The organism is Streptomyces sp. NPDC005820 (assembly GCF_040630255.1).
Lineage (GTDB): Bacteria > Actinomycetota > Actinomycetes > Streptomycetales > Streptomycetaceae > Streptomyces.
In genome coordinates, this window is the sequence record NZ_JBEXXE010000008.1 from 67,843 (window position 1) to 89,108 (window position 21,266).

Annotated in this window: 19 protein-coding genes and 5 tRNA genes; 7 read left to right on the forward strand and 17 right to left on the reverse strand. The window is 73.1% G+C overall.

The genetic code is table 11. The features are described 5' to 3' along the window. Nucleotides 1–127: 127 nt before the first annotated feature. Nucleotides 128–280 (reverse strand): hypothetical protein, encoded by a 153-nt coding sequence (locus ABZ464_RS11850; protein WP_359274561.1) that lies wholly within the window; start codon nt 278–280, stop codon nt 128–130. Nucleotides 281–443: 163 nt separating this feature from the next. Continuing rightward, on the reverse strand, nt 444–881 hold the full coding sequence (locus ABZ464_RS11855) for a hypothetical protein (RefSeq protein WP_359274563.1): 438 nt from the start codon (nt 879–881) through the stop codon (nt 444–446). A gap of 225 nt (nt 882–1,106) precedes the next feature. On the opposite strand from ABZ464_RS11855, the gene ABZ464_RS11860 reads away from it, so the two are divergent. Further along, nucleotides 1,107–1,739 carry a DsbA family protein gene (locus ABZ464_RS11860; RefSeq protein ID WP_359274566.1) on the forward strand — a complete coding sequence of 211 codons (633 nt, stop codon included), beginning with the start codon at nt 1,107–1,109 and terminating at the stop codon, nt 1,737–1,739. A gap of 29 nt (nt 1,740–1,768) precedes the next feature. Here ABZ464_RS11860 and ABZ464_RS11865 read toward each other — a convergent pair whose 3' ends face one another. From ABZ464_RS11865 to ABZ464_RS11875, 3 genes are all read right to left on the reverse strand, one after another. Beyond that, nucleotides 1,769–2,593 carry a GNAT family N-acetyltransferase gene (locus ABZ464_RS11865; RefSeq protein WP_359274569.1) on the reverse strand — a complete coding sequence of 275 codons (825 nt, stop codon included), beginning with the start codon at nt 2,591–2,593 and terminating at the stop codon, nt 1,769–1,771. A gap of 73 nt (nt 2,594–2,666) precedes the next feature. Further along, nucleotides 2,667–3,488: an aminodeoxychorismate lyase gene (locus ABZ464_RS11870; protein ID WP_359274571.1), complete on the reverse strand. Its 822-nt coding sequence runs from the start codon at nt 3,486–3,488 to the stop codon at nt 2,667–2,669. Further along, nucleotides 3,485–4,528, reverse strand: coding sequence for a chorismate-binding protein (locus ABZ464_RS11875; RefSeq protein ID WP_359274573.1), 1,044 nt, complete (start codon nt 4,526–4,528; stop codon nt 3,485–3,487). The genes ABZ464_RS11870 and ABZ464_RS11875 overlap by 4 nt, the downstream gene beginning before the upstream one ends. Before the next feature lie 245 nt (nt 4,529–4,773). Here ABZ464_RS11875 and ABZ464_RS11880 point away from each other — a divergent pair. The 5 genes from ABZ464_RS11880 to ABZ464_RS11900 all read left to right on the forward strand — a co-directional run bounded on the left by ABZ464_RS11880 (nt 4,774) and on the right by ABZ464_RS11900 (nt 5,220). After that, a tRNA-Gly gene (locus ABZ464_RS11880) sits at nt 4,774–4,846 on the forward strand. A gap of 37 nt (nt 4,847–4,883) precedes the next feature. Beyond that, a tRNA-Cys gene (locus tag ABZ464_RS11885) sits at nt 4,884–4,957 on the forward strand. A 1-nt stretch (nt 4,958) separates the two neighbouring features. Then, nucleotides 4,959–5,030 (forward strand) — tRNA-Val (locus tag ABZ464_RS11890). A gap of 34 nt (nt 5,031–5,064) precedes the next feature. Next, nucleotides 5,065–5,136, forward strand: a tRNA-Val gene (locus ABZ464_RS11895). A gap of 12 nt (nt 5,137–5,148) precedes the next feature. Further along, nucleotides 5,149–5,220 (forward strand) — tRNA-Val (locus tag ABZ464_RS11900). Between the two features lie 70 nt (nt 5,221–5,290). On the opposite strand, the gene ABZ464_RS11905 is transcribed toward ABZ464_RS11900, so the two are convergent. The 4 genes from ABZ464_RS11905 to ABZ464_RS11920 form a co-directional block, all read right to left on the reverse strand. Then, entirely contained in the window at nt 5,291–5,593 is a 303-nt protein-coding gene (locus tag ABZ464_RS11905) for a zf-TFIIB domain-containing protein (protein WP_359274575.1), read from the reverse strand. Nucleotides 5,594–5,674: 81 nt separating this feature from the next. Next, complete coding sequence (locus ABZ464_RS11910; RefSeq protein ID WP_359274577.1) at nt 5,675–6,622, reverse strand: aminoglycoside phosphotransferase family protein; 948 nt, start codon at nt 6,620–6,622, stop codon at nt 5,675–5,677. A gap of 263 nt (nt 6,623–6,885) precedes the next feature. Further along, nucleotides 6,886–7,065 (reverse strand): hypothetical protein, encoded by a 180-nt coding sequence (locus tag ABZ464_RS11915; protein WP_359274580.1) that lies wholly within the window; start codon nt 7,063–7,065, stop codon nt 6,886–6,888. Between the two features lie 197 nt (nt 7,066–7,262). Further along, complete coding sequence (locus ABZ464_RS11920) at nt 7,263–7,538, reverse strand: hypothetical protein (RefSeq protein ID WP_359274583.1); 276 nt, start codon at nt 7,536–7,538, stop codon at nt 7,263–7,265. 196 nt (nt 7,539–7,734) lie between these two features. Between ABZ464_RS11920 and ABZ464_RS11925 the strand changes: the two genes are divergently transcribed. Next, nucleotides 7,735–9,288, forward strand: a complete 1,554-nt coding sequence (locus ABZ464_RS11925) for a serine/threonine-protein kinase (RefSeq protein ID WP_359275015.1) — start codon at nt 7,735–7,737, stop codon at nt 9,286–9,288. Here the strand turns inward: ABZ464_RS11925 and ABZ464_RS11930 are convergent. The 8 genes from ABZ464_RS11930 to ABZ464_RS11965 form a co-directional block, all read right to left on the reverse strand. Next, nucleotides 9,255–10,073, reverse strand: a complete 819-nt coding sequence (locus tag ABZ464_RS11930; RefSeq protein WP_359274586.1) for an RNA methyltransferase — start codon at nt 10,071–10,073, stop codon at nt 9,255–9,257. The genes ABZ464_RS11925 and ABZ464_RS11930 overlap by 34 nt on opposite strands. Nucleotides 10,074–10,152: 79 nt before the next feature. Then, nucleotides 10,153–11,415, reverse strand: a complete 1,263-nt coding sequence (gene cobA, locus ABZ464_RS11935; RefSeq protein ID WP_359274589.1) for a uroporphyrinogen-III C-methyltransferase — start codon at nt 11,413–11,415, stop codon at nt 10,153–10,155. Nucleotides 11,416–11,653: 238 nt separating this feature from the next. Next, nucleotides 11,654–16,117, reverse strand: a complete 4,464-nt coding sequence (cobT, locus tag ABZ464_RS11940; protein WP_359274592.1) for a nicotinate-nucleotide--dimethylbenzimidazole phosphoribosyltransferase — start codon at nt 16,115–16,117, stop codon at nt 11,654–11,656. A 367-nt stretch (nt 16,118–16,484) separates the two neighbouring features. After that, nucleotides 16,485–17,696 (reverse strand): precorrin-6y C5,15-methyltransferase (decarboxylating) subunit CbiE, encoded by a 1,212-nt coding sequence (cbiE, locus tag ABZ464_RS11945; protein ID WP_359274595.1) that lies wholly within the window; start codon nt 17,694–17,696, stop codon nt 16,485–16,487. Between the two features lie 95 nt (nt 17,697–17,791). Continuing rightward, nucleotides 17,792–18,430 (reverse strand): GNAT family N-acetyltransferase, encoded by a 639-nt coding sequence (locus tag ABZ464_RS11950; RefSeq protein WP_359274597.1) that lies wholly within the window; start codon nt 18,428–18,430, stop codon nt 17,792–17,794. 175 nt (nt 18,431–18,605) lie between these two features. Continuing rightward, a complete protein-coding gene (locus tag ABZ464_RS11955) occupies nt 18,606–19,442 on the reverse strand; it encodes a MetQ/NlpA family ABC transporter substrate-binding protein (RefSeq protein WP_359274600.1) in 837 nt (278 codons plus the stop codon). Nucleotides 19,443–19,505: 63 nt separating this feature from the next. Beyond that, the gene (locus ABZ464_RS11960; protein WP_359274603.1) at nt 19,506–20,243 is read right to left on the reverse strand and encodes a methionine ABC transporter permease; all 738 of its coding nucleotides are present in this window, start codon (nt 20,241–20,243) and stop codon (nt 19,506–19,508) included. Continuing rightward, nucleotides 20,240–21,256 (reverse strand): ATP-binding cassette domain-containing protein, encoded by a 1,017-nt coding sequence (locus ABZ464_RS11965; RefSeq protein ID WP_359274606.1) that lies wholly within the window; start codon nt 21,254–21,256, stop codon nt 20,240–20,242. The genes ABZ464_RS11960 and ABZ464_RS11965 overlap by 4 nt, the downstream gene beginning before the upstream one ends. Between the last annotated feature and the right edge of the window lie 10 nt (nt 21,257–21,266).

Genomic DNA, 21,266 nt, shown 5'->3' on the forward strand with positions numbered 1-21,266 from the left:
GCAGGCAGCGCGGCTCGGTCGGGCAGGGGACGGGTGTGGGTCGGTCGGCCCGGGGTGGGTCCGGGGGGCCGGAGTTCTCGGTGCCGACGCGGGCCCGGCGGGTGGCGCCGGGGACCGCGGGTACGGCTCAGAGCAGCAGCAGATCGTGCAGCGACGCAATGAGCAGAAGACACCCGATCACCGCTAGGAAGATCATCAGCGGTGGCTGGGAAAGGGCGAAGAGGCACCCGCGCGGCTCGTCCTGAGGCGGCGCGGGGTCGCCTTGTGTGGTGTCCAGCATCTCGGGGGCGATGATGACGCAGGCCAGGCGTCCCGCGCGATCAACGCGCCCGGAATGAGCGGGTGTTCGCCGTATTCCGTGACGTCGGTTTCAGGCCGTGATCGTTTCCGCGCGCCGACGGGCCGACTGTGTCGTTTCGATCGATGTCAGGCATACCCGGGCTTCATATGCCGTGCTTCTTCAGGATCGCCTCGATGTCGCTGAAGTCGTCGGTGGAGGCGGGGCGGGACGCCGGGCGGGCTGATGCCGGTCCCAGGGAAGGGGCCGAGGCCGCGGGAGCCACGGCGTCGGGCCGGGTGGAGCGGGCCGCCGCCTTGCGTTCCTTTCGGGTGCCACGGCCGCCGCCCCGGCGGCGCTCCACCGCGCGGGTGGTCGCGAACAGGGCCCAGGCGCAACCGAGCACCCCGAAGCCGGCCCAGGCGGTCGGGCTGAAGGCGGTGTCGGCGAGCCACTCGACGACCCCCGTCATCACGAGCCCGAGCGGGACGAGCGCGTAGGCGGCGATGCGGGCGGCCGCCAGGAAACGCTTGCGGTAGGCCGTGACCGCAGCGATGCCCAGGCCTGCCACGGCGACGGCGGAACAGACGGTCTCGGCAATCATCCGGTCCTCCAGGCGAGGCTCACTCGGGCAGGGACACCACGACTCCACGCCTCGCGCAGGCAGGCGCTTCGTCCCTTCCATCCTGCACCTCCGGCCCCCTCCCGGGCCATGCTCCGACCTGGACATCAGGGACATCTCCGGGTCGCCTCCTCCGCAGGGCCCGGTCCGCACCGCGCAGGCCCGGTCCGATTGGGGTGGGCGGGCGTCGGCTGGGAGACTGGGGTCATGAGCGACTCCTCCCCGGCCCCCACCTCCGGATCCACTTCCGGATCCGCCTCCGGATCCGCCTCCGGATCCGCCGCCGGATCCGCCTCCGCGGCCGACCTGGCGTCCGACCAGGCTCCCGCCCCGGCGTCCGGCGGCCCCGCCGTCGTCCTGGACGTCTGGTGCGAGCTGCAGTGCCCGGACTGCCGCAGTGCCCTCGACGATCTGCGCGCCCTGCGGGAGCGGTACGGCGACCGGCTGGAGCTGCGCCTGCGGCACTTCCCGCTGGAGAAGCACAAGCATGCCTTCGCCGGCGCGCAGGCCGCCGAGGAGGCCCTGGAACAGGGCAAGGGCTGGGCGTACGTCGAGGCCGTGCTGGAGCGGGTCGAGGACCTGGACCGCAAGGGAGAACCCTTCCTGGTCGAGATCGCCGGTGAACTGGGGCTGGACGCCGAGGAGTTCGACACCGCGCTGATCGACGGCCGGCACATCCTGATCGTGGACGCCGACCAGGCCGAGGGCAAGGCGATCGGTGTCACCGGCACCCCGACCTATGTCATCGGCGGCGAGCGGCTCGACGGCGGCAAGAGCCAGGAGGGGCTGCGCGAGCGCATCGAGGAGATCGCGGACCGGCTGCTGGCCGGGACCGCCTGACGCCGGAGCCGCGCCGGAGCCGCGCCGCGTCAGAGCAGGTTCTTGTACATCGAGTAGCCGACGGTCGTGTACCCCAGGGACTCGTAGAGCCGCTCGGCGGGCGTGTTGCCCGCGAAGACGTTGAGGCCGAGCACCGGTCGGCCGGCGGCCAGCGTCTGGGCCTCGGCCAGCAGCATCAGGGAGCGGCCGTGACCCCGGCCGCGATGCTCCTCGTAGGCCTCGACGTTGTAGACGAACGCCTTGTCGTCGGTGAAGGCGAGCCACAGGTCGCCGACCGGGGTGCCCTCGTGCTCCAGGACGCTGATCCGGACGTTCTCCGTCGCCAGGCCCCGGGGCAGCGAGCGCGCGTAGTCCCCGCGCGCCTTGGCCCGGGCGGATTCGGCGGGCACCCCCCGGTCGATCCAGTCCTGCGCGTACTCCACGGTGCCGCGCTCGGCCCATGGGCCGTACTCGGCCTCGGTCATGGGCCGGGCCCGGCTGCCCCGCGGCAGTTCGGGCGCCGCGGTGCCGAGTCGCTTCTCCATTCCGCGGTTGCGGTGGACGTATCCGAGGGCGGTGGCGAGTCGCAGCGCGGCCCCGGATCCGGCCGGCACCCTGATCTCGATCTGCCGGCAGCCCCAGCCCCGGGCCACCTCCTCGGCGGCGAGCGCGGCCACCGCGCCCCGGCCCCGGCCGCGGTCCGGCTCCTCGATGCGCAGGTCGTCGATGTGGGCGACGGCGAGCCCGAAGAGAGGATCGGTGGAGAGGCGGACCGCTCCGACGGGGCGGCTGTTCACACATACCAGGAAGTGGCGGGACAGGGCTCCGTCGGCGGCGCGCTGAAGCGGCTCGGTCGGCCGCAGGGTCGTGGTCATCAGGGGGTTTCTACCCGCGTGCGTGCACCGGAGTCAGCTGGTTTTCCGGCGGCCGACCCGGCCCGCCCCGCCCCTACGGGTCCAGGTCGTGGCCGGCGCGCTCGTCGAAGATCCGCATCGCCTTGGCGGTCACCGGGCCCGGGGCGCCGGGGAGTTCGCGGGTGTCGACGCCGTGGACGGCCTGGACGTCACGGAGGGTGGAGGTGAGGAAGACCTCGTCGGCGCGCTCCAGCACGTCGAGCGGGAGGTCGGTCTCCTTGGCGCCGGTCCACTCCACGGTCAACTGGCGGGTGATGCCCGCGAGGCAGCCGGAGGCGAGCGGCGGGGTGTGGATCTCGCCGTCCAGGACGACGAAGACGTTCGAGCCGGTGCCCTCGCAGAGCTGTCCGACGGTGTTGGCGAAGAGGGCCTCCGAGGCGCCGCCCTCGCGGGCGCGGGCCAGGGCGACGACGTTCTCGGCGTACGAGGTCGTCTTGAGGCCGGTCAGCGCGCCGCGCTCGTTGCGGGTCCAGGGGACCGTGATCACGGCGGTGGAGTCGGGGCGGCGGGTGCTCTCGCCGAGGGCGACGACGAGGGTGGGGCCCTGGTCGCCGCGGTCGGAGCCGAGGGGGCCGTGGCCGCCGGTGTAGGTGATGCGCAGCCGGCCGAGCGGCATCGGGTTCGCCTCGAGGACGGCGGCGCAGGCGGCGCGGACCTCGTCGTGGTCGGGGTCCGGCAGGCCGAGGCCGCGCGCGGAGCGGGTCAGCCGGTCGAGGTGGCGGGTCAGCGCGAACGTCCTGCCGTCCGTCGCCTTCACGGTCTCGAAGATGCCGTCGCCCACGGTCAGTCCGTGGTCGAAGACGGAGACGCGGGCGGACCCGGTGTCCTGCAGAGCGCCGTCGAGCCAGATCTTCACCTCAGGGTCCCTTCCCTCACCTCGTACGTGCCCGACGCTACCGCGAGCAGCCGCGCCGCCTTCAGTTCGGTCTCCCGCCACTCCGCCTCGGGGTCGGAGCCCCAGGTGATCCCGGCGCCGGTGCCGAAGCGCAGCACGCCTTCCGCGCGGTCGATCCAGAAGGTGCGGATGCCGACGGCCAGCTCGGCGGTGCCCCGGTCGGCGTCCACCCAGCCGATGCCGCCGCAGTACGGGCCCCGCGGCGCGGTCTCCAGCGCCTCGATGATCCGCAGGGCGCTGGACTTGGGGGCGCCGGTGACCGAGCCGGGCGGGAAGGCGGCGTCGAGGAGTTCGGGCCAGCCGGCGTCGGCGCGCAGTTCGCCGCGGACCGTGGAGACGAGGTGGACCAGTCCGGGGTGCTTCTCGACCGCGCACAGATCGGGGACGGTGACGCTGCCGGTGGCGCAGACGCGCCCGATGTCGTTGCGGACGAGGTCCACGATCATCACGTTCTCGGCGTAGTCCTTGTCGAGGAGGTCGGCCTCGGTGCGGCCGGTGCCCTTGATCGGGCCGGACTCGACGACGCGTCCGTCGCGACGGAGGAAGAGCTCGGGGGACGCGGTGGCGATCTCCACCCCGTGACCGGGCAGGCGGATCGTTCCTGCAAAGGGGGCCGGGTTGCCTCGGGCCAGCAGCGCGGTCAGGGCGTCGACGTCGGCACCGGGCGCGACGGGCGCCGTGAGGACACGGCAGAGGTTCGCCTGGTAGACCTCGCCGGCCGCGATGTGTTCCCGTATGCGACGCACACCCGCGGTGTACGCGGCGCGGTCGAGCGACGACGTCCAGTCACCCGCGGCGGGCCCGCGCCACTCTCCCGGCACCGGCGCGGGCACCGGTTCGTCCCGTACGTCGGCGAAGCGGGCGCAGACGACGCGGCCCTCGAAGTCCGCGCACACAGCCCAGAAACCGGTGGAGTCGAGGGCGGCGACGTCGTCGGTGGCGTCGAGGAGGCCGGTGGCGACACGGCCGCCGAAGCGGGCGAGCGGAGGGAGGTCGAGCACGGTGTCGAGTCTAGGTCGGGTGTCGGCGGGGCGGTTCGGGGACGTCCCCGGCGGGGCCCTGAGCAGGTCCGCAGTACGACCCGGAGCAGGTCCGGGGTACGACCCCGAGCCGACCGGGACGTGTCCGGTGCGGGTCCGGGCGGGGCCGCAGGGGCGCACGCTGCACAAACGCGTTTTTGTACTGGCCCAGGAATCCGCTAGAGTTCAACTCGTCGCCGGGCCGCGAGAGCGGAACGAAACGACAAGCGGACGTAGCTCAGTTGGTAGAGCGCAACCTTGCCAAGGTTGAGGTCGCGAGTTCGAGCCTCGTCGTCCGCTCGAAGGAACGTGGGGACTCCCGGTCCCCTACACTCCTGGTGGAGTGGCCGAGAGGCGAGGCAACGGCCTGCAAAGCCGTCTACACGGGTTCAAATCCCGTCTCCACCTCCAAGGACGATTAGCTCAGCGGGAGAGCGCTTCCCTGACACGGAAGAGGTCACTGGTTCAATCCCAGTATCGTCCACTGGATCTTGGCCGGAGGGCCCGGTATCCATCCCGCGCGATTAGCTCAGCGGGAGAGCGCTTCCCTGACACGGAAGAGGTCACTGGTTCAATCCCAGTATCGCGCACGCAGTACTCCCGGACGATTAGCTCAGCGGGAGAGCGCTTCCCTGACACGGAAGAGGTCACTGGTTCAATCCCAGTATCGTCCACACATCGACAAGCCCCCGGCCGTCTCGTACGGCCGGGGGCTTCGTCGTGTGTGCGGCGCGGAGGTCCGGCTCAGCTGGAGAACAGCATGTGGCCGAAGCTCTTGTGGCGGTGGTGGCCGCCGTAGTGCCCACCACCGTGGCCGCCGTGGCCGCCGCCGTGCGGGGCGCCCCAGGCGGGGGCGGGAGGAGCGGACGGGTATGCCTGCGGGGCCGGCGGCGGAGGCGTCGGCTGGGTCCACTGGGACTCCAGGCGGGTCAGCGCCTCCAGCTCGCCGTAGTCGAGGAAGATCCCTCGGCAGTTGGCGCACTGCTCGATCTGGACACCATTGCGGTTGTATGTGTGCATCTGTCCGTGACACTTCGGGCACTGCATGGTTCGGCTCAACTCCTCGCCGGTCGGTCCTGATTCGCGTACCGCCAGGACAGACTCTGTCCGGCTGCGGTCGGTTGCACCCTACTTCGAGAAGCTCGACGGCAACTGCGGAGGTACCGAACCCATTCGGGCACACGCGTCGACGAGGCACTGCTCGACCTCGTCCAGTACGCGCCCCTCGGCGACGGCCTTCGTCACCGCGCGGGCGGCGGTCTGGACCGTGAGGGCACGGGCGGGGACGTCGAGCGCGGGCCAGGGGTCGCCGTCCCCGGGGACCGCCGGTCCGTGGGCCGCGCGGTAGGCATGCAGGAAGCGGGTCCACTCCTCGGGCGGGAGCAGGCCACAGGCGTACCAGGCGGCGGGGCGGGCGAGGTCCCAGGCGGGGACCCCCACGCCGAGGTCGTCCACGTCGATCAGCCGCCAGGGGCCGTCGGGGGCGGGGTGGCGGACGAGTTGGCCGAGGTGGAGGTCGCCGTGGCAGAGGGTGGTGGTGTCGGGCATGGGGGCCTCGGCGCTGGCCCAGGCGGGGAGGGTGGACCAGGCGCGGAGGATGGGGGCGGTGGCGGTGGGGGGCGGGGTGGCCGCCCGGAGGCGGGCCACGGCCTGGGCGGCCTTGGCCGGGCCGCGCATCGGGGGCAGGCCGCGGGTGGCGGGGGTGCGGTGAAGGCGGGCCAGGAGAGTGGCGGCCTCCTCCCAGGGGGCGGCGTCGGGGTCGTCCGGGTCGACGGGGGTGCCGTAGGGCCAGAAGGTGACGAGGCGGCCGTGCAGCGGGACGGGGGTCCCGGTGAGCGGGGGGAGGAGGAGGTCGGGGTGGTGGGCGGCCGTGGCGAGGCGGGGGGCGAGGTCGGTGGGGGTGGTGGTGGAGGCGTGGGCCTTCGCGACGGTGTCCGCATGGCGTACGACGGTGGCGTCCGGGCGGTCTGCGAGGGTCCCGGCGGGGCAGGGGCAGCGGTGGGGGCGGGGAGAGCGTGGGTGTGCCTTGGCCTCGGCTCGGGCGGTGAGGGCGGCGAGCAAGGGGGTGGCGGTCACGGGGCTCCCTGCGGCGGTACGGGGTCTCGTGGTGAGGGTACGGCGATGGGTCCCGGCGTCGTCGGGGAGCCGACGGCGGCGGGAGCCTCGTACCGGCCGGGAAGAGCCGACCGCCGTGGCCTTCGTAGCCGGGAAAAAAGCAATGCCGGCGCAGCTCCCCAGCTGCGCCGGCATTTTTTGCCGTCCGCCGCACCCCCGTCCCCACGGGGTTTCATGGATGGATGTCCCCGCCCGGACCGCTCTTCCGGGCCTGGGGTCGCCGCTCAGCGCCCCAGCATCACACCCACGGACGACGCCTGTGTGGCCACTGTCTCCCAGCCGTCGAAGACGAGGAGGAGCAGGGCCGCCAGGGGAAGGGCCATGAGCGTCGCCACCAAGGGGTGGCGACGGCCCGTACGGCGAGTGCGGTTGCGGAACTGCGTGCGCGGTGCCGTGTGGGCCATGGTCCCTCTCCTGACCGTGTTGGTTGTCCTTGGCAGCGGCGGGTGTCTGACCTCGGGGGACGAGTGCTGCACCCGCCGCTTGACCTCAAATCTAGGCGCGTGGCGGGCGGAGCACGTCATGCCCTCGTACCGATTGCCGGGCCTCCCGGAGGATGAGCCATGAGCTGGGGCGTACTCCCCTGGGTGGAGACGAGGTCCTAGGTCTCGGGGTCTTCCCGGAGGGGGTGCCCGCTGCGGGTCGGTTTTTCCGAGGTGTCCTCCCGCGGGATCGGGTGCTCGACCAGCGCGAGGACCCTGTTCGCCATGAAGCGGGCGGTACGGACGGGCGTCCCGGTCCGCGTGACTTCGCTCACTTCCACCACCCCTCGGCGGACCGCTGTCTCCACCCTGCGGCCCGCCCGGCTCGCCACCACCTCGTAGGTCCGCGTCGTGTCGCCGGCGTCCACGACTATCTCCACCCGGTCGCCCTTCACCGATCCAATCCCCCTTCTGTGACAGGTGGTTGAGGTCACAGCACGGCCAAAAGGCGCCTGTTCTCAGGCTCTCTGACCACTCTTCAAGTCTCCCACCCGGCACTGACAATCGATCGGGACGAGAGGGCGCGGCCTCTGCGCGCGAACGGCCGTGGAAACGTAAGCTGTGCCACGTCACACGGACCGGGCAGCGGGGATGAACATGGCGATGATGCGCCTGAGGCGCGAGGACCCGCGCGTCGTCGGCTCGTTCAGGCTTCACCGACGGCTCGGCGCGGGCGGGATGGGCGTCGTCTATCTGGGCTCCGACAAGAAGGGGCAGCGCGTCGCGCTGAAGGTGATCCGGCCCGATCTGGCGGAGGACCAGGAGTTCCGGTCGCGCTTCGCGCGCGAGGTGTCGGCCGCCCGGCGGATCCGGGGCGGATGCACGGCCCGTCTGGTCGCCGCGGATCTCGAGGCCGATCGGCCGTGGTTCGCCACGCAGTACGTTCCCGGGCCCTCCCTGCACGACAAGGTCAACGACGAGGGGCCGGTCGGCGCCGCCGAGCTGGCGGCGATCGGGGCCGCGCTGTCGGAGGGGCTCGTCGCCGTCCACGAGGCCGGGGTCGTCCACCGGGACCTCAAGCCGTCCAACATCCTGCTGTCCCCCAAGGGGCCGCGGATCATCGACTTCGGCATCGCCTGGGCGACCGGCGCCTCGACGCTCACCCATGTCGGTACGGCCGTCGGCTCCCCCGGCTTCCTCGCGCCCGAGCAGGTGCGGGGGGCCGCTGTCACCCCGGCCACGGACGTGTTCTCGCTCGGCGCCACGCTCGCCTACGCCTCCACGGCCGACTCCCCCTTCGGGCACGGCAGTTCCGAGGTGATGCTGTACCGCGTGGTGCACGAGGAGCCCCAGCTGCACGGCGTGGCCGACGCGCTGGCCCCGCTGATCCGGGCCTGCCTGGCCAAGGACCCCGACGAACGGCCCAGCACCCTCGATCTCTCGCTGCGGCTGAAGGAGATCGCCGCCCGCGAGGCCCAGGGGATGGGCGACGCCAGGCCGCCCGTGCCGCGGGCCGCGGAGGCGGACCGGCCCACCGGAAGGCTCGCCCACTCCAGCTATCCGGAGCGCACCCTGCGCCAGCCGGGCCCGTCCGGGACGAACCCGGGACAAGGGTCGGGGGCGAGGCCGGGGCACGGATACGGGTCCGTATCCGGGTCCGGGTCCGGATACGGGTCCGGGTCCGGGTCCGGGTCCGGATACGGTTCCGGGTCCGGGCAGGGCTCGGGGGGCGGGACCGGAGGCGGTACTCCTCCGCCTCGGGGTGGAGTGCCCTCCCGGGGGTCGGCTCCCTCTCGGGGTGGAGTTCCCTCGCGGGGCGGCAGCGCCTCGCGGGGTGGGGGCGGAGGTGGTGGTGCCTCGGCGTCGCGATCCGGGAGCCGTCCCGCTCCGGCCTCGCGCGGCGGTCGTCCCGGCGGCAGTGGCAGCCGGCCCGCGCCCCGCAGTGGGGCCGGACGGCCGGGACCGAGGAACACGGGAACGGGGCGCCGGCCCGCCAACCCGCGGCTGCTGCGCCAACGGCTGTTCGTCTTCGTGGTCGTGACGCTGCTGGTCGCGCTGGGCATCGGTATCGTCCAGGGCTGCCAGGGGCCGGCCCGTGGCCTCGGCGGCGAGGACGGCGTCGTACGCCATGAGCAACAGCGGGCGCAGACGTACGGGCAGGCCCAGGAGCGTCAGCCCCGCGGGCGGCCCGTCGCCACCGCGTAGAAGGCGACCGCCGCCGCCGCGCCCACGTTGAGGGAGTCGACGCCGTGGGACATGGGGATGCGGACCCATTCGTCGGCGGCGACCAGGGCCTGGGTGGACAGACCGTCCCCTTCGGCGCCGAGCATCAGGGCGACCCTGTCCATCCGGTGCGGGGCGGCCTCGTCGAGGGAGCGCGCCTTCTCGTCCGGGGTGAGGGCGAGGAGGGTGAAGCCGGCCTCGCGGACCGAGTCCAGGCCCTTGGGCCAGGTGTCGAGCCGGGCGTACGGCACGGAGAAGACCGCGCCCATCGAGACCTTCACGCTGCGGCGGTAGAGGGGGTCGGCGCAGTCCGGGGAGAGCAGGACCGCGTCCATGCCGAGAGCCGCGGCGGAGCGGAAGATCGCGCCGATGTTCGTGTGATCGTTGACCGATTCCATGATCACTACTCGGCGGGCGGTCTGGAGGAGCTCGGCGGCCGTCGGGAGCGGCTTGCGCTGCATGGAGGCGAGGGCGCCCCGGTGCACGTGGTAGCCGGTGACGCGTTCGGCGAGCTCCGGGCTGACGGCGTAGACCGGGGCCGGGAGCTCGTCGATGACATCGCGCATGACGTCGACCCACTTGGCGGAGAGCAGCATCGAGCGCATCTCGTACCCGGCGTCCTTGGCCCGCCTGATGACCTTCTCGCCCTCCGCGATGAACAGGCCCTCGGCGGGCTCGCGCTTGCGGCGCAGCTCGACGTCGGTCAGGCCGGTGTAGTCGCGCAGGCGCGGGTCGTCGGGGTCCTCAACGGTGATGAGATCGGCCACAGGGTGATACTGCCTTGTCCTGGGTGCGGTGCCAACGGCTGTGAACGGGTTGTGTTACCCGGGGTTACGCCAGGCCTGGTCAGGCCGACGGCTGGGGACCCGACTCCGGCTCCGGCTCCGGCTCCGGCCCCACGGTGACGACCTCGCCGATGACGATGACCGCGGGAGGCTTGACCTCCTGGGTCCGCACCGTCTCGGCGACCGTCGCCAGGGTGGCGTCGACGCGCCGCTGGGCGGCGGTCGTGCCCTCCTGGACCAGGGCCACGGGCGTATCGGCCGGCTTGCCGTGCGCGACGAGCGTCTCGGCGATCTTCCCGATCTTGTCGACGCCCATGAGGATCACGAGCGTGCCGGTGAGCCTGGCGAGGGACGGCCAGTCGACCAGGGAGCGTTCGTCGTCGGGGGCCACATGACCGCTGACGACCGTGAACTCGTGGGCCACGCCGCGGTGGGTGACCGGGATGCCGGCCGCGCCCGGGACCGAGATGGAGCTGGAGATGCCGGGGACGACCGTGCAGGGGATGCCCGCCTCGGCGAGGGCCTGCAGTTCCTCCATGCCGCGGCCGAAGACGTACGGGTCGCCACCCTTGAGACGGACCACCGACTTGCCCTGCTTGGCGTGCTCGATCAGCGCGTTGTTGATGGCCTCCTGGGCCATGTAACGGCCGTACGGGATCTTCGCCGCGTCGATCACCTCGACGTGCGGGGGGAGTTCGGCGAGGAGGTCGCGCGGGCCGAGGCGGTCGGCGATGACGACGTCGGCCTCGGCGAGGAGACGGCGGCCGCGGACCGTGATCAGGTCGGGGTCGCCGGGGCCGCCGCCGACGAGGGCGACGCCGGGGGTGCGGGTGCGGTGGTGGGGGGCCACGAGCGTGCCGTCGCGCAGGCCCGCCACGACGGCGTCCCGGATGGCGGCGGTGTGGCGGGGGTCGCGGCCCTTGGCGTCCGTGGTGAGGACGGCGACGGTGACGCCCTCGCTGGTGCCGGTGGCCGGGGTCCAGGCGGTCGCCTTGTCGGCGTCGTCGGAGCGGACGCACCACACGCGGTGGCGCTCCGCTTCGGCCGAGGCGTGGGTGTTGGCCTCCTGGTCGCTGGTGGCGATCAGGGCGTACCAGGCCTCCGCGAGGTCGCCTTCGGCGTAGGGGCGCCGGTGCCAGGTGAGTTCGCCGGCGTCGGCCATCGCCTCCACGGAGGGGGTCGCCTCGGGGGACACGAGGTGGATGTCCGCGCCTGCTGCGATCAGGGCGGGGAGGCGGCGCTGGGCGACCTGGCCGGCGCCGAGGACGACGACCCTGCGGCCGGCGAGGCGGAGGCCTACGGGGTAGGCGGGGTGTTCGGCCATGAGGGGCGGCTCCTCTGGGGGCGGCGGTGCGGTGCCCTGACGTGCGGATTTTAAGCGGGCGGGGGTTTTGGCGGGGCTGGTGTCCGGTGGCTGGGCAGCGTGGCCGTGTGCACGGCTGTGGGTGGTTGTGCCCACCCGTTCCGCTGGGGGTACCTCCCCGGCCCTTGAGGCACTGGGGGAGGAACGACTGCCCACGACCACGGTCGGCCGACAAAGGGACCGTTGGCCCCCTCGCCTACTACTTCTCGGTGACTCCCGCCGAGTCGAAGGTCGCCACCTCGTGCATGGCGCGCGCCGTGCTCTGGACCAGGGGGAGGGCCAGGAGAGCACCCGTGCCCTCGCCGAGGCGGAGGTCCAGGTCGACCAAGGGGCGCAGGCCCAGCTTGTTCAGGGCTGCCACATGGCCCGGCTCCGCGCTGCGGTGCCCGGCGATGCAGGCCGCCAGGACCTCGGGGGCGATCGCGCGGGCGACCAGGGCGGCGGCGCCGGCGCTGACGCCGTCCAGGATCACCGGCGTCCGCAGGGACGCGCCGCCGAGGAGGAGGCCGACCATCGCCGCGTGTTCGAAGCCGCCGATCGCGGCCAGGACGCCGATCGGGTCGGCCGGGTCCGGCTGGTGGAGTTCGAGGGCACGGCGGACCACCTCGGTCTTGCGGGCGAGGGTCTCGTCGTTGATGCCGGTGCCGCGGCCCGTGACCTCGGAGGGGTCGGCGCCCGTGAAGACCGAGATGAGGGCGGCGGACGCGGTGGTGTTCGCGATGCCCATCTCGCCCGTCAGCAGGGCCTTGTTGCCGGCCGCCACCAGGTCGCGGGCCGTCTCGATGCCGACCTCGATGGCCTGCTGGGCCTCCTCACGGGTCATCGCGGGGCCCGCGGTCATGTCGGACGTGCCCGCGCGGACCTTGCGGGGCAGAAGGCCGGGGGTCGCCGGGAGGTCGGCGGCCACGCCCACGTCCACCACGCAGACCTCCGCGCCCACCTGGCTCGCGAAGGCGTTGCAGACCGCTCCCCCGCCGAGGAAGTTGGCGACCATCTGGGCCGTCACCTCCTGCGGCCAGGGGGTGACGCCCTGGGCGTGGACACCGTGGTCGCCCGCGAAGATCGCGACGGCCGCGGGCTCCGGGATCGGCGGCGGGCACTGCCGGGACAGGCCGGACAGCTGGGCGGAGATGATCTCCAGCATGCCGAGCGCCCCGGCCGGCTTGGTCATCCGCTTCTGCCGCTCCCACGCCTCGCCCAGCGCCTTGGCGTCCAGCGGACGGACGCTGGCGACGGTCTCGGCGAGCAGGTCGTGCGGGTCCTCGCCGGGCAGCGCGCGACGGCCGTACGTCTCCTCGTGCACGACCCAGGACAGCGGGCGGCGCTTGGCCCAGCCGGCCTGCATCAGCTCGGGCTCGGGCGGGAACTCGTCGACGTAGCCGACGCAGAGGTAGGCGACGACTTCGAGGTGATCGGGCAGGCCGAGGGCGCGGACCATCTCGCGCTCGTCGAAGAAGCTGACCCAGCCGACGCCGAGGCCCTCGGCGCGCGCCGCGAGCCAGAGGTTCTCGACCGCGAGCGCGGAGGAGTACGGCGCCATCTGCGGCTGGGTGTGCCGGCCCAGGGTGTGCCGGCCGCCGCGGGTCGGGTCGGCGGTGACGACAATGTTCACCGGGGTCTCGAGGATGGCCTCGATCTTCAGTTCCTTGAACTGCTTCGCCCGGCCCTTGGGGAGGGACTTGGCGTACGCGTCGCGCTGACGCATCGCCAGTTCGTGCATCGCGCGCCGGGTCTCGGCGGAGCGGATGACGACGAAGTCCCAGGGCTGCGAATGGCCCACGGACGGCGCGGTGTGGGCGGCCTCCAGGACGCGCAGCAGCACCTCGTGCGGGATCGGGTCGCCGCGGAAGCCGTTGCGGATGTCACGGCGCTCGCGCATGACCTTCAGGACGGCCTCGCGCTCGGCATCGTCGTACGCGGGCGCGGCGGGGCCGGTGGACTCTCTGGCTTCTTCCACGGTGGCCGGGCTCTCTTCCTGGTCGGCGGCCCTGGTTTCCAGGTCCTCCGGGCTCTGCGCGACCTCGGGGTCGGGGTCGGCCTGGACGTCGGCCTCGGGCTCCGGGTCCGGGGTCGCCGGGACGGGAGCGGGGTCGGCCGCGCGGGGGGCGGGGACGGTGGGAGCGGCGGGCTGCGCGGGAGCCACGGTGACGGGGGGCTGTTCCGCCGGTGCCGCCTCCGCTGCCTCGGTCACCTCTACCGGTGCCTCGGGTCGGGCGTCGGCGGGCTGCCGGTCGTCCGTGGGGAGGGCCACCGCCTGGGCCGGGACCGGGGCGACGTGCGGGGTGGTCGCGACATTGCCCTCGACCGGGACGAACGTACCCACGGGCTGGTCCGGCTGCGGGCTGGGAGCGGGGATCGCCCGGGGCGCCGCGGGGACCTCTTCGGGAGCCGCCGCAACGGCTTCCGCTTCGGCTTCGGTCGGTGTCTCCTGCTGCGGGGGCGCCGCCGGGGTGGGGGCGGGGGTCGGCGCGGGGGCGTCCGGGGCCTGAGACGCCGTGTCCGGCTGATGGGCGGCGGGCGCGAGCGGCTCGGTCACCGCCGCCGGCTCCTCCGGGTTCACCTCCGGCTGCGGCTCCGGCTCCGGCTGCGCGTCCGCGGTCGGGGCGGCGGCCTCCGCCTGCTCGGGGGTGGGGTGGTTCTCCGCCACGGGCTCGGGCTGCGGCTGCACCGCGTCCGGTTCGGCGGGCGGGGCCACCGCGGCCTCGGCGGGCTGAATGGGCTGGACGGGCTGGGCCGCTTCGACCTCTGCGGGAGCGGCGGGGGCGACGGCGTCGGCCTCTACGGGAGCGGCAGTCGGCTCTGTGAGCAGGGGGGCGTCGGAAACCGCGGGGGCTTCGGCGGGCTGCGCGGCCTCGGGGGCACTGGGGGCCTCTGGCGTGGCGGCGGCTTCGGCGGGCTGCGCGGTGTCGGGGCCGGTGGCGGCTTCCGCGGACGGAGTGGTCTCGGGGAGGGCCGCGGGCACCGGAGGCTCGGCGGCCTGCGTGGGCACGAGAGCGTCGACGGCGACCGCGGGAGTCTCCTGCTCTGCGGCCACGGTTTCCTGCGCGGGCTCGGCCGGTGCGGGTGCCTCAACGAGCGCGACAGGCTCGGGGGCCTGGGCCTCGGTCTCGGGCGCGGGGGTGACGGTCTGTGCCACCTCCTTGACCGGGGTCTCGTCCGGAACCGGGGGCTCGGACACGGGTGCCGACGCCTCGGAGGGCTGGGCCGCCTCTGCGGGGCTCGCCTCCGCAGCCTGCGCCGCCTCGGGCTCGGGCGCCACGGAAGCGTCGACCGCGTCGGGGGCGGGCACGTCGGCGACCTCGGCCGTCTCGGCCGTCTCGGAAACACCATCCTCGGGAGCCTGCGCCACCTCGGATACGGCGGCCTCCGCAACCTGCGCCACCTCGGCACTCTGGGCCACCTCGGCCGCCGGGGCCGCCTCGGCAGCGTTCACCCCGGGCGCCTGCGCCTCCTCGACGGCGGCTGTCTCGACGGCGGCTGTCTCCACAACCTGGACCGTCTCGGCCTGAACCCCTTCGGCAGGGACCGCCCCGGCAACCGCGGCGGCCACAGCACCCTCGGCCTCGCCCGAGTCGGCGGCCTGCGGAGCCTCCGGTGCCGCCGGAACCTCCAGCGCCTCCGGCGCCGCCGGCGCCGCCGGTACGGGCACCGCCTCCACAGGCGGCGCGGCGAAAGGCTCGGCGAATCCGGCCGGCTGTTCGGCCGCGGTCACCTGGACTGTCTCCTCCACCTCCTCGGCTACCTCATCCGCGACATCCTGCTCGCCCTCGGCGATCAGAGCCGCTCCGAGCAGCTGGCCGGGGTCGACGACGCCGGACAGGGTCGGGGAGAAGAGGCCGGGCTCGACCGGCGCCGGGGCGGGCGTCCACACCGGATCCACGGTCACGGCTCCGGGAACCCGCGCCGCAGGGGTCGTAGGCCTGACGTCACCGCCACCCTCACCACCCCCGGCCTCGCCACCGCTTCCGCCGTACGCCGCCGCGGCGCCCTGCGCCTCCGGCGGGGCCGTCGCGGCGACCGCCTCCGTCGCCACGCGGGCCACGACGGCGTCGGCGACGCCCAGCGGCCCAGGCTCCGGGGCCGACGGTTCCGTCGCCGGGACCGTCACCGGAACCGGAGCAACCGTTTCCGCAGTCGTCACCCCGGTGGCTACCGGCCCCTGGGCCGCGGTTCCCCAGGGCGCGGCTCCCTGCGGAGGCATCTCCCGCAGGGGCGCGACGTCGAGGTACTCGGGGCCGGAGGCGGGCTGGACCGGGTGGCGTACGGGGGCTCCGGCCGGGCCGCGGTCGGCGAGGGAGCGGACCGGGCTGGCGGAGGCGTCGGGGATCGGCGGGCCCAGGTGGAGGGGCCGGCGCGGGGCCTGCTGAGGCGGTGCGGCGGGGCTGGGCAGCCGTACGGCGCTGAGGTCGACCGAGCCGCTGTCGCGGCCGGAGATCTCGTGCGGGCCGGGCTCGTGGACCGTCTCGACGACCGGCTCGGGCGCGGGCGGCGCCACTTCGTTGCCCCAGGCGCTCTGGGCGCCCGGCAGCAGCAACAGGTCTTCGTCCTCGGCGGTGGTCTCGGAGAGGTAGGTGTACGCGCCGTGCGCGGAGGCGCCCGGCTGTTCCACCGTGCCTGCGTTCTCCGGCAGCCCCTCGCCCGGGACCTGGCCGGTGTCGGTCATGCGTACCCCTCGCCCATCGGTTTAGTGCTCCTACGACCAGCTCACCCGGAACGGCGCACCGATCGCCCCGTAGTGAAGAACGAGCGTCCGTGCCCAGCGGCACGAACGACCGCCCGAAAAAGCGACAAAGCCATTCAGTGGCATTGTCCCGGCCGTCGTCGCCCAGCGACAGGTCGATCTCCGTCGCTCCGCTGTGGACTGCGCCACGTTGCGCGCCCTCCGGTTCTGCCGTACCACGCCTCACCCCAAAAGGGATGTGTTTTCCGGACATTGGCCGACGAAGTGCCGGGCGAACGGAAGCGGTACGACGATCGTTCAGCCTACCGCGAGCGGTACGACAACAGGATCACGGGGAGAGCGAATCGGGTCACGTCCGGCGGTCCGGCAGAACCCCGCTGAGCAGGAACGCGACGCTCCGTTCGGTCTCGGTCCAGACCCGTGTGTCGAGTTGGACGGACTGCACGAGGGCGCACTCGACGCGGTAGCCGTGCTCGGTCAGATCGCGGCCGACGCGCTCGGCGGCGTCGCGGGTCGCCGCGTGGGTCACGATGCGCTGCGGGCGGCGGTCGGCGACGGCCGAGACCACGGCCGCTCCCCCGCCGCCGACGCGGACGACGTCCGGCTCGGGCAGGTTCTCCAGGACGTGTGGGGCGCTGCCGCGGACGATCTGGAGCTGGACGCCGTAGCGGCGGGCGGTGGCGTCGGTGCGGGCGCAGGCCTGCAGGTCCCGGTCGACGGCGAGGACGGCGGCGCCGGCCCGCGCGGCCTCGGTGGCGAAGGCGCCGCTGCCGCAGCCGATGTCCCAGACGAGGTCGCCGACGCGCGGTCCGAGCCGGGCGAGTTGGGCCGTGCGCAGCAGGTCCGACTCGCCCTCGCCGAGGTCGCCGCCGTAGGCGTCGGCGGGCAGGGACCAGCCGCGCGGTCCGGTGCCCGGGTCGCGCCCGGCGAGCCAGCCGCCGCCGTCGCCGACGGTCACCGGGCCGCCGATGACGATGACGACGTTGGGGTCGCGCCAGGTGTGGTCGACGGCCTTGTCGGAGGTGAGGACGCTGACCCGCTCGCGGTCGGTGCCGAGTTCCTCGCAGATCACGAAGGTGCGGTGCACGCCCTCCAGGAGCAGCCCGAGCTCGGCGGGGCCGGCGCCGGGCGAGGTGAGGACGGCGACCTTGGTGTGGGCGCGGCAGACGTTGACCGCGCGGCGCAGGGTGCGCCGGTGGGCGACGACGACCTCGGCGTCGTCCCAGGGCATCCCGGCGCGGGCGAAGGCGGCGGCGACGGAGGAGACGGCCGGGACGACCTCGACCTCCAGGCCGAACTCGGGTGCGCGCAGGGTGCGTACGACGCCGAAGAAGCCCGGGTCCCCGTCGGCGAGGACGACCGCGGTGCCCCGGTGGCCGGCGATACGGCGGGCGGCGAGGGAGACGCTGCCCAGACGGATGCGCTCGGCGGCGGGCGGGATCTCGGGCAGCGCCAGGTGGTGGGCGGCGCCGGCCACGAGCGTGGCGGCGCCGAGTGCCGAGCGGGCCGCGGCGGTCAGCGGCGAGCCGTCCCAGCCGATCACCGTGACGCGGTCGGCCATCGTCGTCAGTCTCCCGGGGGTTCACGCAGGCAGCGGGCTCCGTGAGGGTACCTGGTCGTGCGGGCCGGACTGTTGTGCGATCGGCGGCCCGGGGTTCAGTTCCAGTCGGTGTACGACGTGAAGCCGCCGCCCTCGGCGAACTGGTCGCCGGCGCCCTCGAGGTCCTCGGGCAGCAGGCTCCAGACGATGTAGTCGGTGCGGACCTCGGTCCAGGTGTCGTCCTCGGCGCGGGCCCGCGCTATGCATGCGCCGCGCAGGACGCCCTCGCTGATGCAGCCGATCTTCTGCGCGACCTGCTGGGAGGCGGTGTTGTCGGCGGCCGTGCGCAGCTCGATGCGTTCGAACTTCTGGTCGGTGAACAGCCACTGGGCGGTGGCGAGGGCGGCCTCGGAGGCGTAGCCCTCGCCGCGGGCCCAGGAGGCGACGATGTACGACAGTTCGGTGGACCGGACGTGCCAGTCGGTCCTGGCGAGCTGGATGACGCCGACGAGCCGCTGGGTGAGGAACTCGGTGACGGCGAAGGCGAGGCCGCGTCCCGCCGTGCGTTCGTCGGGGGCGTCCTCGGTGATCCAGCGGTGGGCCGCCTGTTGGCTGTAGGGCTGCGGGACGCCTGTCCAGGCGCCGATCTGCTCGTCGTTCATCATCTCGGCCAGGGCGGGCACGTCGTCCTCGTCGAGGGGCCGCAGCACCAACCGCTCCGTGCTGATGGAGATGGTGGGGAAGGTGCTCGTCATGAAGCCGCTCCGTAGCCTTCGAAACCTCGGTGCCCGTGCGGTCCGTACCTACCGGACCGTCAGGACCCGCTGAACTGCCCAGCATGCAGCATGAAAGCACTGAACGGCACCACGGGGTCCCCACCCTTCGTGAGGGAGCGGACCCCGTGGGTTGCGGGGCGACCGGCGGGGGCGGTCAGAACGCGGCGACGACGGCGCCGTCGTACTTGTCCTCGATGAACTTCTTCACCTCGGGCGAGGTGAGCAGCTTCGCGAGCTTCTGGATCCGCGGGTCGTCCTCGTCGCCCTTCTTCACGGCGAGGAAGTTGGCGTACGGGTTGTCCTGGGCGGACTCGGCGACGAGCGCGTCCTCGGCGGGGCTGAGGTCGGCCTCCAGCGCGTAGTTGCCGTTGATCACCGCGGCGTCGACGTCGGCGAGGGAGCGCGGCAGCTGGGCCGCCTCCAGCTCCTTGAACTCGAGGTTCTTGGGGTTGGAGGTGACGTCCTTGGGGGTGGCGTCGTAGCCGACGCCGGACTTCAGCCCGATCAGGCCGTTTGCCTCGAGCAGCTTCAGCGCGCGGGCCTCGTTGGTGGTGTCGTTCGGCAGGGCGACGGTGGCGCCCTTCTTCAGGTCGTCGAGCTTCTTGACGCCCTGGGAGTAGAGGCCGAGCGGTTCCAGGTGCACGGTGGCGCCCGGGACGGCGACGATGTCGGTGCCGTTCTTCTTGTTGAAGTCGGTGAGGTACGGCTGGTGCTGGAAGTAGTTGGCGTCGACCTCGCCCTGCTGGACGGCCGTGTTGGGGGTCACGTAGTCGGTGAACTCCTTGACCTCCAGGTCGAGGCCGGCCTTCTCGGCGAGGTTGTCCTTGATGTAGGTGAGGATCTCGCCCTGCGGGGTGGGGGTCGCGGCGACGGTCAGCGTGGCGTTCGCGTCGGTGCTGCCGGAGTCCTTGTCCGAGCCGCAGGCGCTGAGTCCGAGGGTGAGGGCTCCGGCGGCGAGGACGGCGGTGGTGGTCTTGGCGGTGTTACGCACGAAAAGTGCCTTTCCTAGGGGTGGTGCGGCCCCGCTGTGGGTGTGCGGGGAGTTCGGGGGGCCTTATGCGGCCTTGCTCACCTCGGCGGCGGCCGGCTCCTCGGTCTTCAGCAGCCGCAGCTTCGGGGCGGGGCCGGAGCGTCCGCCGCGGCGGTGCAGGGAGCGGGCGGCCCAGTCGCCGGCGAACTGGATGAGGGAGATGACGACGGCGAGGATCGCGACGGTGATCCACATCAGGTCGGTCTCGAAGCGCTGGTAGCCGTAGCGGATCGCGATGTCGCCGAGGCCGCCGGCGCCGACCGTGCCGGCCATGGCGGAGTAGCCGATGAGGGCGACGACCGTGGTGGTCGTGGAGGAGATGAGCGAGGGCAGCGACTCGGGTACGAGGACTTTCCGTACGACGGTCCAGGTGTTGCCGCCCATCGACTGCACGGCCTCGACGAGTCCGCCGTCCACTTCGCGGACAGCCGTCTCGACCAGGCGGGCGAAGAACGGGATGGCGCCGATGGCGAGCGGCACGATGGCGGCCTCGCGGCCGATGGTCGTGCCGGTGATGGTGCGGGTGAAGCCCATGAGGGCCACCATCAGGATGATGAACGGCATCGAGCGGGCGATGTTCACGATCTGCCCGGTCACCTTGTTGGCGACGACGTTCTGGAGCAGTCCGCCCTTGTCGGTGAGGACGAGGAGGAGACCGAGCGGCAGTCCGCCGGCGACGGCCATGAGGGTGGACCAGCCGACCATGTAGAGGGTGTCCCAACAGGCCTGTTCCAGCAGGGGCTGCATCTCCGACCAGGTCACTTGGCGCCCTCCGCGAGCAGTACGTCGATCTGCAGGCCCTGTTCGCGCAGGAAGCCGATCGGTACGACGTTGTCCTCGTAGCGGCCGGGCAGTTCGATGCGCATCCGGCCGATCTGGAGTCCGCCGACGGTGTCGACGGCGGCGCCGAGGATGGAGATGTCGATGTTGTAGGTGCGCGAGAGCTGGGAGATGACCGGCTGGGTGGCGCTCTCGCCATGGAAGGTGACGTCGACCACGGTGCGGTCCTCGCCGGTGGCCTCGCCGCCCACCGGGAAGAGCGCGGCGGCCAGTTCGGAGCCGGGGGTGGCGAGCAGTTCGCTGACCGTGCCGGACTCCACGATCCGGCCGCGCTCCATGAGGGCGGCGGAGTCGCAGATCGACTTGACCACGTCCATCTCGTGGGTGATGAGCAGGACGGTCAGGCCCAGCTGCCGGTTCAGGTCGCGCAGCAGCTGGAGGATGGAGCGGGTGGTCTCCGGGTCGAGGGCGCTGGTCGCCTCGTCGGACAGCAGCACCTTGGGGTCGCCGGCGAGGGCGCGGGCGATGCCGACGCGCTGCTTCTGGCCGCCGGAGAGCTGGACGGGGTAGGACTTCGCCTTGTCGGCGAGTCCGACCAGGTCGAGCAGGTCCAGCGCCTTGCGGGAGCGTTCCCTGCCGGAGACGCCGAGGATCTCCAGCGGGAGTTCGACGTTGTCCTGGACGGTCCGCGAGGACAGCAGGTTGAAGTGCTGGAAGACCATGCCGATCCGGCTGCGGGCCTGCCGCAGCTCCTTGCCGGCCCGCGCTCCGCGGCCGGCGAGGGCGGTGAGGTCCTGGCCGGCGACGGTGACCGTGCCGGCGGTGGGGCGTTCCAGGAGGTTGACGCAGCGGATCAGCGAGGACTTGCCGGCGCCGGACTGGCCGATGACGCCGTACACCTCGCCTTCGCGAACGTGCAGGTCGACGCCGTCGAGGGCGGTGACCGCACGGCCGCGCGAGCGGTAGACCTTGCTCAGGCCCGTGGTGGTGATCACGTGGGTTTCC